We start from the raw sequence: 11,755 nt of genomic DNA on the forward strand, positions 1-11,755 counted from the left end.
ATCAGTCCGCGACCAGCCGCCAGGCCAGACTCTCGCCCCCGCGCAACGGCTTGAGGATGGTCTCGCCATAGGGCACGGACTCGGGCACGGTCCAGCTCTCGCGGCGCAGCGTGACGGTGTCGGTGTTGCGCGGCAGGCCGTAAAAATCGGGGCCGTGCAGGCTGGCAAAGCCTTCGAGCTTGTCGAGCGCGCCAGCGTTGTCGAAGGCCTCGGCATACAGCTCCAGCCCGGTCAGTGCGCTGTAGCAGCCGGCGCAGCCGCTGGCGTGTTCCTTCAGGTGCGCGGCATGCGGCGCGCTGTCGGTGCCCAGGAAGAACTTGGCACTGCCGCTGGTGGCGGCGGCGACCAGCGCCTGGCGGTGCACCTCGCGCTTCAGGATCGGCAGGCAGTAGTAGTGCGGGCGGATGCCGCCGGTGAAGATGGCGTTGCGGTTGTAGAGCAGATGCTGCGGCGTGATGGTGGCGGCCACGAAGCGGTCGGCGCTGGCCACGTAGTCGGCGCCTTCCTTGGTGGTCAGGTGCTCGAACACGATCTTCAGCTCGGGGAAATCGCGGCGCAGCGGGATCAGCACGCGCTCGACAAACACCGCTTCGCGGTCAAACACGTCCACCGCCGGGTCGGCCACCTCGCCGTGGATCAGCAGCAGCAGGCCGTGCTTCTGCATGGCCTCCAGCGTGGGATAGGTGTTGCGGATGTCGGTCACGCCGGCATCGCTGTTGGTGGTGGCACCGGCCGGGTAGAGCTTGAGCGCGACCACGCCGGCGGCCTTGGCACGGGCGATTTCCTCGGGCGGCAGGCGGTCGGTAAGGTAGAGCGACATCAGCGGCTCGAAGGCCACGCCGGCAGGCACGGCGGCACGGATGCGGTCGCGGTAGTCGGCCGCCAGCAGCGCGGTGGTCACGGGCGGGCGCAGGTTGGGCATGATCAGCGCGCGGGCCATCTGGCGCGCGCTGGCGGGCACGACGGCCTGCAGGGCGGCGCCGTCGCGCACATGCAGATGCCAGTCGTCGGGACGGATGATCGTGAGGGAGTCGATGGTCATGGCGGGATTTTCGCACCCGTGCCCGGCGCCGAGCCCTGCGAGTACATTTCGCACGGCCGGCTGCGGCGCTTTGCCCATGTCCTCCCGACTCAAGATCTTCTTCCTGGCCATCGTCCCGTTGCTGGTATCGCTCGCGCTGATTGCCTACGCGGTGCGCGACCAGCAGCAGCGCCTCTCACGCAGCGAGCAGGCCCTGGTGCGCGAGGAATACATGAGCGCGCGCCAGGCCGAGCTGCGCAACTACGTACAACTGGCGGTCAGCACCATCCGCCCCTTGTACGACGCGGCACCGGGAGAAGACCGCCGCGCCGAGGCCTTGCGGCTGCTGGGCTCGCTCGACTATGGCAACGACGGCTACTTCTTCGTCTATGACCTGCAGGGCCACACCCTCATGCATTCGCGCGAGCCAGAGCTGGTCGGCAAGAACCTGTGGGAGCTGCGCGACCCGCAGGGCCGGCCCACCATCCAGCAACTGATCGCGCGGGCCAACGAGGGCGGCGGCTACATCGAGTACATCTGGCACAAGCCCTCCAGCGGCCAGCCAGCCAAGAAGCTGGGCTATGTGGTGGCGCTGCCGCGCTGGGGCTGGATGATCGGCACCGGGCTCTACCTGGACGACATCGACACCACGCTGCAGCAACTGGAGGCGCAGGTTGGCGGCAACGTGGCGGGCACCATGGCCTGGATCGGCGGCATCGCCGTGGCGGCGCTGGCCGTGATCAGTGCCTGCGGCCTGCTGCTGAAGTTCAGCGAGCAGCGGGTGGCCGATGCGCGCCTGCGGCTGCTGGGGCGGCGCGTGGGCCAGTTGCAGGAAGAAGAGCGCGCCCATCTCGCGCGCGAGCTGCACGACGGCGCCGGCCAGACGCTGGTGTCGGCCAAGCTGATGATCGAATCGGCCGTCGAGGGCCTTGAAGGCCTTGGCAATAGTGATGCTGCCGCCCGCCACGACCTGGGGCGCGCGCTCGACTGCATCAAACGCACGCTGCAAGAGATACGCCGTATCGCGCACCGGCTGCGGCCCGCGCTGCTGGATACCTTGGGGCTGCCGGCGGCGCTGCAACACCTGGGGTCGGAGTTTGATGCGGACGGGCGCATTGCCGTGGACATCAACCTGCTGGGCACCGAGCGCGAGCTGCCCGACGAAGTGAAGACGGTGCTGTTCCGCGTGGCGCAAGAGGCGCTTGCCAACATCAGCAAGCACGCAGGCGCGACGCATGTGGTGCTGACGCTGGAGTTCCGCGCCGCCGGCGGCGTCGACCTGCACATCACCGACAACGGCCAGGGCTTCGACACCGAGGCCGCCGCGCTGCAGACCGAAGGCATAGGCCTGCGCAACATGCGCGAGCGTGTGAGCGCCATCGGCGGCCGGATGCAGTTGGCCTCGCGGCCCGGCCTGGGGACCGAGATCGACGTGCATCTGCCGGCGCAGGTGCTGCAGTGGCAATACGCCGCCACCATGGAAACCTGAGACATGCCACAAGCTGCCGCCCCCGCCGCCCCCATCCGCCTGCTGCTGGTCGATGACCATCCGCTGGTGCGCGATGGCCTGCGCGCCCGGCTGGCGCGCGAGCCGGGGCTGGAGGTGGTGGCCGAGGCAGAGTCGGCCGCCGAGGCCCTGGCGCAGGCCGAGCTGCACCGGCCCGGCATGGTGCTCACCGACGTCAGCATGCGCGACGACAACGGCCTGGTCCTGGCCGCCGAGCTGCTGGCCCGCTACCCGACACTGCATGTCATCGTGCTCAGCATGTACGACAACCCGGAGTACGTGCAGCGCGCCTTGCAGGCCGGCGCCCGCGGCTATGTGCTCAAGGATGCGCCCGCCAGCGAGATCAGCACGGCCATCGCCACCGTGGCCGGCGGCGGTGTCTTCCTGAGCGCGGCACTCTCCAAGCGCCTGCTGCGCAACCAGTCCCCACGCCCCCTGCTCTCTCTGCGCGAGAGCGAGATCCTCTCCGCCCTGGGCTGGGGCCAATCCAGCAAGCACATCGCCCGCACCCTGGGCCTGAGCGTGCGCACGGTAGACGCGCACCGCCAAAGCATCCGCCGCAAGCTCGACCTGGAAGGCCAGGCCGAGCTGATCCGCTACGCGGTAGAGCACGCAGGCCGCAAGCGCTAGCGCCGCGTCAGGCGCGATGTGGCGCCAAGGGTTATCACTTAGTCAATGCCACGGATGCCGGCACGGCGGCGACTCCGGATACTCCCGCCACCCGGCCCGCATGCCTCATGCCGGCGCCGCCCTTGCCTGCGTTCGCGCGATCAACATCCCAAGGTGGACCACCATGCGGTTCTTGCTTTTACTGCCCTTCATCGGCTTGCTATGGGTGCCCTTCTATAACAAGGAGCTGCCGCAGCTGTTCGGCTTCCCCTTCTTCTACTGGTACCAGTTCGCCTGGGTGCCGCTCACGGCGCTGATCATCTGGATCGTCTACCGCGACGGCCTGAAGAAGGGGGTGGAATGATGGAAGGCCAGATCAACTGGACGGCGCTCGGCGTCTTCATCTTCTTCTTCCTGCTGGTGACCGTGCTTGGCTTCTGGGCCTCGCGCTGGCAAAGCGGTAGTGCCAACAAGGGCGCCCACCTGGACGAATGGGGCCTGGGCGGCCGCAACTTCGGCACCTGGATCACCTGGTTCCTGGTGGGCGGCGACTTCTACACCGCCTACACCATCATCGCCGTGCCGGCCCTGGTCTATGCGGTAGGTGCCTACGGCTTCTTTGCCCTGCCCTACACCATCCTGGTCTACCCGATCGTCTTCGTCGTCATGCCCAAGCTGTGGCGCGCGGCACACCGTGCCGGCCACGTCACCGCAGCCGACGTGGTGTACGGGCGCTACGCCTCGCGCCCGCTGGAGCTGGCCATTGCGCTGACCGGCGTCGTTGCCACCATGCCCTACATCGCGCTGCAGCTGATCGGAATGGAGGTGGTCATCAAGGCGCTGGGCGTGACGGGCGAGCTGCCGCTGGCCGCCGCCTTCATCATCCTCGCGCTCTACACCTACTCCGCAGGCCTGCGCGCACCCGCACTGATCGCCTTCGTGAAGGACCTGATGATCTACATCGTGGTGCTGGTCGCGGTGGTGCTGGTGCCGATGAAGCTTGGCGGCTATTCAGCGGTGTTCTCCGCCGCCAGCGATGCCTTTGCCCAAAAGGGTGGCGCCACGGGCATCACGCTCAAGCCGCAGCAGATCCTGCCCTTTGCCACGCTGGCGCTGGGCTCGGCCATGGCCGCCTTCATGTACCCGCACACGCTGACCGGCATCTTTGCTGCCAAGAGCGCCGACACGATCCGCAAGAACGCCGTGTTCCTGCCCGCCTACACCGTGCTGCTCGGCCTGATCGCGCTGCTCGGCTTCATGGCCCATGCCGCCCATATCAACGTCAAGAGCAACAACGACGTGGTGCCGGCGCTGTTCAACGCGCTGTTCCCCAGCTGGTTCAGCGGCTTTGCGTTCTCTGCCATCGCCATCGGTGCGCTGGTGCCGGCCGCGGTGATGTCCATTGGCGCGGCCAACCTGTTCACCCGCAACTTCTGGAAGCCCTATGTCAACCCCGGCGTCACGCCTGCCGGCGAGGCCAAGGTGGCCAAACTGGTGTCGCTGGCGGTCAAGCTGGGTGCGCTGGTGTGCATCATCTTCATGCCAACGCAGTTCGCACTCGACCTGCAGTTGCTGGGCGGGCTGTGGATTCTGCAGACCTTCCCGGCCGTGGTGTTCGGGCTGTTCTCGCGCTGGTTCCGGGCCGTGGCCCTGCTGGCGGGCTGGGCGGTAGGCATCGGCGTCGGCAGCTGGATCGCCTTTGCCGACGGCATCAAGCCGGTGCACACGCTGGTAGTCGGCGGCAGCAGCTACACGCTCTACACCGGCCTGCTGGCGCTGGCGCTCAACATCGCCGTGGCGGTGGTGGTCCAGCTGGCCCTGGGCCGGCGCGGCGACACCTACCAGGAGCCAAGCGAGCCCGCCCTGAAGCGCAGCTAAGGCAGCACACTCCCGCATCCCAAGGCCTGCCACGTGCAGGCCTTTTTGCCTTCTGCGCCGCGGCGGCCCTAAGGAAAGCACTGATGCGCGCCGCAGCCGCCGGTCCATACGATGTACATGGCCCGCCGGGCCAGCTGCAAGCCTGCAGCTTCCGTCCCCCAGCTTCCAGCCTCTACGCCATGTCTTCGCCCCCCGAATCCGGCCCGCTGCTGGATGCCGCCAGCCCGGCCCCCGATCCCACCCCAGAAACCGACGAACCCACCCGCGTGCCGCTGGCGATAGAAGACTGGCTCACCGTCATCGTCATGGCGGTGCTGGCGCTGATCACCTTCGCCAACGTGCTGGTGCGCTACTTCACCAACAGCTCCTTTGCCTGGACGGAAGAGTTCTCGGTATTCCTCATGATCGTGCTGGCACTCATCGGCGGCTCGGCCGCGGTGGCGCGTGACCGCCACATCCGCATCGAGTACTTCGCCGAGGGCGGCTCGATGAAGCGGCGCACGCGCCTGGCGCAGTTCGGCGCGCTGATGGTGGCCCTGCTGTTCCTGCTGATCGCCGCGCTGAGCGTGCGCGTGGTCTGGGACGACTACCGCTACGGCGAGACCTCCCCCGGCATCGGTGTGCCGCAGTGGTGGTACTCGATCTGGCTGCCCGTCATATCGCTGGGCATCGCGCTGCGGGCGTTGGGCCTGTTCATCCGGCGCCGCCGGCAAGGCCGCGTCGACGAAGGCAAACAAGGCGGCGGGGGCGCCGCATGATCGCGACGCTGCTGTTTACGCTTTTCATCCTGATGATGTTGGTCGGCGTGCCGATCGGCGCAGCGCTGGGCCTGGCCGGCGCCGCGGCCATTGCGCTGGCCAACCTCGATACGCAGTGGTATGGCCTGCTGGCTGTGCCGCAAAACTTCTATGCCGGCCTGGGCAAGTACCCGCTGCTGGCCATCCCCATGTTTGTGCTGGTGGGCTCCATCTTCGACCGCTCCGGCGTGGCGCTGCGGCTGGTGAATTTCGCCATCGCCATCGTCGGCCGCGGCTCGGGCATGCTGCCGCTGGTGGCCATCGTGGTGGCGATGTTCCTGGGCGGCATCTCGGGCTCGGGGCCGGCCAACGCGGCGGCGGTGGGCGGCGTGATGATCGCGGCCATGTCGCGCGCCGGCTACCCGGCGGCGTTCTCGGCCAGCGTGGTCGGCGCAGCAGCCGCCACCGACATCCTGATCCCGCCCTCGGTGGCCTTCATCGTCTACTCGGTGCTGGTGCCGGGCGCCTCCGTGCCGGCGCTGTTTGCCGCCGGCATGATCCCCGGCATCCTGGCCGGCATCGCGCTGATCGTGCCGGCCGTGTGGCTGGCGCGCAAACACAAGATGGGCGCGCTCGAATCCACCCTGCCCCGCCCGGCCTTCTGGAAGAGCCTGCGCGAAGCGGTCTGGGGCCTGGCCGCACCGGTGCTGATCCTGGGCGGCATGCGCGCTGGCTGGTTCACTCCCACCGAGGCCGCCGTGGTAGCAGTGTTCTACGGCCTGTTCGTGGGCATGTGCATACACCGCACGATCAAGGTCCGCGACCTGTTCGTGATCCTGCGCGAGTCGGGCGAGCTGTCGGCGGTAATCCTGCTGGTGGTGTCGCTGGCAGGCATCTTTGCCTATTCGCTCTCCACGCTGGGCGTGATCGACCCGATCACCCGCGCCATCGTCAACTCGGGCCTGGGCGAGTACGGCGTGCTGGCGCTCTTGATCCTGATGCTGATCACGGTCGGCATGTTCCTCGATGGTGTCTCGATCTTCCTGATCTTCGTGCCCCTGCTCTGGCCCATCGTGCAGCACTACAAGTGGGATCCGGTCTGGTTCGGCGTGATCCTCACGCTCAAGGTGGCGCTGGGCCAATTCACCCCGCCGCTGGCGGTGAACCTGATGGTGTCCTGCCGCATCGCCAAGGTGCGTATGGAAGAAACCGTGCGCTGGGTCGGCTGGATGCTGTTCGCCATGTTCCTGGTGATGGTCGCCGTCATTGCCTGGCCAGAGTTGGCGCTGTGGCTGCCTCGCCGCCTAGGCTATCTGTGAGTTATCCATGAGCCCCCGGCTTCTCACTGGCTTCGCTGCGTGTAGTTCGCCACCCCCGAGGGGAGGCGCGGCCCGGCGGCGGCCGCATGCATTTCTATTCGCTTCGTCCTGTGTCATCCCCGCTTTTCAAAGAGGAGTTAGCCCCATGAAGTTCCGCCGTTCCATCCTCGGTCTGGCGCTGGCCGCGACCGGCCTCGCTCTCTCGCTCGGCGCCACGGCGCAGGTCCCGCCCAACTACCGGGCCGAGTACAAGATGTCGCTGGTGCTGGGCCCCGCATACCCCTGGGGCAAGGGCGGCGAGATCTGGGCCAACCTGGTGAAGGAGCGCACCCAGGGCCGCATCAACATCAAGCTCTATCCCGGCACATCACTGGTGCAGGGCGACCAGACGCGCGAGTTCACTGCGCTGCGCCAGGGTGTGATCGATCTAGCCGTGGGCTCCACGCTCAACTGGTCGCCGCAGGTCAAGCAGCTCAACCTGTTCTCGCTGCCCTTCCTGATGCCGGACTTTGCCGCCATCGACGCACTCACGCAGGGCGAGGTCGGCAAGGACATCTTTGCCGAGATCGAGAAGGCCGGTGCCGTGCCGCTGGCCTGGGGCGAGAACGGCTTTCGCGAGATCAGCAACTCCAAGCACGCGATCCAGTCGCCCAAGGACATGAAGGGCCTGAAGATCCGCGTGGTCGGCTCGCCGCTGGTGCTGGAGACCATGAGCACGCTCGGCGCCAACCCGACGCAGATGAGCTGGGCCGATGCCCAGCCCGCGCTGGCCAGTGGCGCGGTAGACGGCCAGGAGAACCCGCTGGCGGTCTACACCGCGGCCAAGCTGCAGACCGTGGGCCAGAAGCACCTCACGCTCTGGGGCTACGTCGCCGACCCGCTGATCTTCGTCGCCAACAAGGAGATCTGGAACAGCTGGACGCCAGCCGACCGCGAGATCGTCAAGCAGGCCGCCTTCGACGCCGGCCAGCAAGAGATCGCCATCGCCCGCAAGGGCCTGGTGGAGGCCGACAAGCCCTTTGTGCAGGAACTGTCCGCTCTGGGCGTGACCGTGACCCAGCTGACGCCAGAGCAGCACGCAGCCTTTGCCAAGGCCACCCGCCCGGTCTACGACAAGTGGAAATCCGCCGTCGGCACCGAGCTGGTGACGCGCGCCGAGAAGGCGATCGCGGCACGCCAGAAGTAAGCGCCGCGGTTCAGCCGGCACCTGGCCGGCTGAAAGCAGGGCCGCATCAAACGCGGTAGCGGCTGGGGTTGGCGCCTGCCAGCCTCTTCATCATGCGCCGCAGCGCCGTGGCGTCCTGGTAGCCCACGGCCCCGGCCACCTGCTCGACCGTCATGCGGCTGGACTCCAGCAGCGCACGCGCGCGTCGCAGCCGCACGCTCTGCAGCAAGGCCTGGGGACTCTTGCCGGTGGCCTTCTGCACGTGGCGTGACAGCGTGCGCTCGGACATGCAGAACTCGCGTGCCAGCCCACTGACCGAAAGCGCCTGCGGCAGCGCCGCCTCGATCCGTGCCGCGAGCCGCGCCACCAGCTCGCTGCCGCTGGCCAGTACCTCCGGCACGATGAACGGCGCCTGCGCCTGGCGCGCATCCATCAGCAGCATGCGTGACACCAGGTCGCTGAGCGCGCTGCCGCAGCGCTCGCGCAGCAGGTGCAGCATCAGGTCGGTCTGTGCAAAGGCAGCACCGGCCGTGACCACCGCCCCATCGGCGCACACCATGCGGTCGGCATCCACCGTGCAGCCGGGCGCCATCGTCTTGAGCAGCGGCGCATACCACCACGAGGTGGTGGCGCGTCGCCCCTGAAGCAGTCCGGCGGCGTTCAGCAGAAACACCGCCGAGCACGAGGCCGCGACCTGCCCGCCACCCTTCGCATGCCGCACCAGACCCGCGACCGCCGCAGCCGCCGCGTCGCTCTCAAGGCAACGGCGGATCTCGCCCGGCGTGTTGAGCCCCAGCCCCGGCACCACCCATATCGAACGGTCGCCGCGCGGTCGTGCGGGCATGCGTGTCGTGTCGATGGTCATGCCGGCCTGCAGCGGCACCGGGCCGCCCTGCACCGAGCACAGCCGCCAGCGCGGCGGCGCCACGCCGGCCCGTGCCGCCAGCGCCTGCGCGGTGCCGAGGATGTCGAGCGTGACCGCCATGCTGGAGTTGAAGGCGCCGGGCAGCACCAGGATAGTGAAGTCGTGCATTCTTGGTAGCTGTCTGATTAAGCCTCTAAACAGTCAAATTTGACACTGCCATTCTGGTGGCACGAAGGGCCCAATACAAGCATGCCCAACATCCTTGTGAAGATTCCCCACGGCGCCTTTCCCGGCGAGAGCCGCGCCACGCTGGTGCGCACAATCAATGAAGCGGCTGCGGCCGTGGAGCAGATGCCGGACGAGCCCCGCGCGCGCTTCATGTGCTGGGTGCTCGTCGACGAAATCGCGACCGGCGGCTGGACCTGCGGCGGTGTCGACGCCACCGCGCAATACCTGCCCTGCATGGCGCGGGTGCTGCTGCCGGCCGGCGTGCTCGACGGCGCGTCGCGCAGCCTCTATGCCGCGCGCATGCACGCCGCCTTCGCGCAAGCCATGCCGGCCGACGACCGGCGGCGCCTCATGACATCGGTGGTGCTCGACGAAGTACCCGACGGCGCATGGGGCGTGGGCGGTGAGATCTGGACGCTGCCCGACTTCGCCCGCAGCGCGGGCTATGCCCACCTGCAGCACCTGGCGCACCCTTTCTCTTCAATAACCGGAAGACAGCCATGACGACGACCCGCGCCCTGACCGAAGACGATCCGCTGGACGATTTCACGCCGCGCCAGATCAACCTGGACGGCATCGAGAAGAAGGTCTACGTCGCCGGCCACGGCCCAGCGGTCATCGTGATGACCGAGATGCCCGGCATCAGCCCGCACGTGGCGCGCTTCGCACGCTGGGTGCGCGACGCCGGCTTCACCGTCTACATGCCCTCGCTGTTCGGCCGCGACGGCGCCGTACCCGGCGCGGAAGAAGGCGTGGCCGTATTCCGGCGCGCCTGCGTCAGCGCCGAGTTCCGCGCCTTCGCCGCCAACGAATCAAGCCCGGTCACGCAATGGCTGCGCGCGCTGGCACGCCTGGCACATGCCGAGTGCGGCGGCCCGGGCGTGGGCGCGATCGGCATGTGCTTCACCGGCAACTTCGCGCTCTCCATGATGCTCGAGCCCGCGCTGCTGGCACCGGTGGTGTGCCAGCCCTCGCTGCCCGTGGACAACCCCGCCGCCACGAACATGGCGCCCGAGGAGCTGGCCGCCGTCCGTGAACGGCTGGAGCGCGAGGACCTGACGGTCATGGCCTACCGCTTCGAGGGCGACAAGCACTGCAGGGCGCAGCGCTTCGCGGCCTTCACCAAGGCTTTGGGCAAGCGCTTCGTGGCACGCGTACTCCCCGACAGCGCAGCCAACCCCGACACGCCCCCCTTCTTCGCCCAGGTGGTGGCCAGCCCGCACAGCGTGGTCACCGCCCACCTGATCGACCAGGCCGGCCAGCCCACCCTGGCCGCACGCGACGAAATCCTGGCCTTCTTCGCCCAGCGGCTCAGCCGCTGAGCCATGCAAAAAAGCCCCGCGGCGCAAGCCGCGGGGCTTTTCATATGATCGACCGATGCTACAAATTAAATAGCCAAAAGCCCAGGCTACACAAGGGCTAGAGGCCTATTTCACCAAAATCCGCCACACCCCAAAACCCGCACAGCCTATGCGCAGACATCCGCGGAACCGGCTCTGCCGGGCCGCTGGATGTGCCCCCGGAAGGGGGAAGGCGAAGACGCGAAGCGCGTAGCCTGGGGGTGAACCTAGTGCGCCAGGATCTTGTTGAGGAAATCCTTGGTACGCGGCTGGCGCGCATCAGGGTTGCCGAAGAAGTCGTCCTTGGAGCAGTCTTCCAGGATGCGGCCGCCAACGTCGATGAAGATCACGCGGTTGGCCACCTTGCGCGCAAAGCCCATTTCGTGGGTGACCACCATCATGGTCATGCCTTCCTTGGCCAGGCTCACCATCACGTCGAGCACTTCGCCGACCATCTCGGGGTCGAGTGCCGAAGTGGGTTCGTCGAACAGCATCACGATCGGGTCCATCGACAGCGCGCGGGCAATCGCCACACGCTGCTGCTGGCCGCCAGAGAGTTGGCCCGGGAACTTGTCCTTGTGCGCCATCAGGCCCACGCGGTCGAGCATCTTCAGGCCGCGGGTCTTGGCTTCGTCCGCGCTGCGGCCCAGCACCTTGATTTGCGCAATCGTGAGGTTCTCGGTCACCGACAGGTGCGGGAACAGCTCGAAATGCTGGAACACCATGCCGACCCTGGAGCGCAGCTTGGGCAGGTTGGTCTTGGGGTCATGCAGCGGAATGCCGTTGACCGTGATCTCGCCCTTCTGGAAGGGTTCGAGCGCGTTGACGGTCTTGATCAGCGTCGACTTGCCCGACCCGGACGGGCCGCACACCACCACCACGTCGCCCTTGTTGATACCGACCGAGCAGTCGTTGAGCACCTGCACCGGGCCGTACCACTTGGAGACGTTCTTGATTTCGATCATTTTTTCGGACATTTCTTTCTCCTGTCAGTTACTGCGCTTGGCACATTCACTACGCATGAAGCGAGGTCTATGCCAGAAATACCGCGGAACCGGCTTTGCCGGGCCGCTGGTATTGCCCCCT

Annotated in this window: 12 protein-coding genes; 9 read left to right on the forward strand and 3 right to left on the reverse strand. The window is 67.4% G+C overall.

What is annotated here, in order from left to right; all coding sequences use genetic code 11:
* Window position 1: 1 nt before the first annotated feature.
* Window positions 2-1,042 (reverse strand): dihydroorotase, encoded by a 1,041-nt coding sequence (gene pyrC / locus AAFF27_23180; protein XAH22865.1) that lies wholly within the window; start codon window positions 1,040-1,042, stop codon window positions 2-4.
* Window positions 1,043-1,118: 76 nt separating this feature from the next.
* Here pyrC and AAFF27_23185 point away from each other — a divergent pair, with 76 nt between their 5' ends.
* The 7 genes from AAFF27_23185 (at window position 1,119) to AAFF27_23215 (ending at window position 8,257) form a co-directional block, all read left to right on the forward strand.
* A complete protein-coding gene (locus AAFF27_23185; GenBank protein XAH22866.1) occupies window positions 1,119-2,510 on the forward strand; it encodes a cache domain-containing protein in 1,392 nt (463 codons plus the stop codon).
* A gap of 3 nt (window positions 2,511-2,513) precedes the next feature.
* Complete coding sequence (locus tag AAFF27_23190; protein XAH22867.1) at window positions 2,514-3,158, forward strand: response regulator transcription factor; 645 nt, start codon at window positions 2,514-2,516, stop codon at window positions 3,156-3,158.
* A gap of 163 nt (window positions 3,159-3,321) precedes the next feature.
* A complete protein-coding gene (locus AAFF27_23195; GenBank protein ID XAH22868.1) occupies window positions 3,322-3,501 on the forward strand; it encodes a DUF3311 domain-containing protein in 180 nt (59 codons plus the stop codon).
* Window positions 3,501-5,015 (forward strand): sodium:solute symporter family protein, encoded by a 1,515-nt coding sequence (locus tag AAFF27_23200; protein ID XAH26305.1) that lies wholly within the window; start codon window positions 3,501-3,503, stop codon window positions 5,013-5,015. The genes AAFF27_23195 and AAFF27_23200 overlap by 1 nt, the downstream gene beginning before the upstream one ends.
* Window positions 5,016-5,194: 179 nt before the next feature.
* Window positions 5,195-5,773 carry a TRAP transporter small permease gene (locus AAFF27_23205; GenBank protein ID XAH22869.1) on the forward strand — a complete coding sequence of 193 codons (579 nt, stop codon included), beginning with the start codon at window positions 5,195-5,197 and terminating at the stop codon, window positions 5,771-5,773.
* Complete coding sequence (locus AAFF27_23210) at window positions 5,770-7,071, forward strand: TRAP transporter large permease (protein ID XAH22870.1); 1,302 nt, start codon at window positions 5,770-5,772, stop codon at window positions 7,069-7,071. The genes AAFF27_23205 and AAFF27_23210 overlap by 4 nt, the downstream gene beginning before the upstream one ends.
* Before the next feature lie 145 nt (window positions 7,072-7,216).
* Window positions 7,217-8,257: a DctP family TRAP transporter solute-binding subunit gene (locus AAFF27_23215; GenBank protein ID XAH22871.1), complete on the forward strand. Its 1,041-nt coding sequence runs from the start codon at window positions 7,217-7,219 to the stop codon at window positions 8,255-8,257.
* A 46-nt stretch (window positions 8,258-8,303) separates the two neighbouring features.
* Here AAFF27_23215 and AAFF27_23220 read toward each other — a convergent pair whose 3' ends face one another.
* Entirely contained in the window at window positions 8,304-9,269 is a 966-nt protein-coding gene (locus tag AAFF27_23220; protein ID XAH22872.1) for a helix-turn-helix domain-containing protein, read from the reverse strand.
* A gap of 81 nt (window positions 9,270-9,350) precedes the next feature.
* On the opposite strand from AAFF27_23220, the gene AAFF27_23225 reads away from it, so the two are divergent.
* Together AAFF27_23225 and AAFF27_23230 are read left to right on the forward strand one after the other, a co-directional pair.
* Entirely contained in the window at window positions 9,351-9,833 is a 483-nt protein-coding gene (locus tag AAFF27_23225) for a tautomerase (GenBank protein XAH22873.1), read from the forward strand.
* The gene (locus tag AAFF27_23230; GenBank protein ID XAH22874.1) at window positions 9,830-10,651 is read left to right on the forward strand and encodes a dienelactone hydrolase family protein; all 822 of its coding nucleotides are present in this window, start codon (window positions 9,830-9,832) and stop codon (window positions 10,649-10,651) included. The genes AAFF27_23225 and AAFF27_23230 overlap by 4 nt, the downstream gene beginning before the upstream one ends.
* Window positions 10,652-10,896: 245 nt before the next feature.
* On the opposite strand, the gene AAFF27_23235 is transcribed toward AAFF27_23230, so the two are convergent.
* Window positions 10,897-11,634, reverse strand: coding sequence for an amino acid ABC transporter ATP-binding protein (locus AAFF27_23235; GenBank protein XAH26306.1), 738 nt, complete (start codon window positions 11,632-11,634; stop codon window positions 10,897-10,899).
* Window positions 11,635-11,755: the final 121 nt, after the last annotated feature.

The organism is Xylophilus sp. GW821-FHT01B05 (assembly GCA_038961845.1).
Lineage (GTDB): Bacteria > Pseudomonadota > Gammaproteobacteria > Burkholderiales > Burkholderiaceae_C > Xylophilus.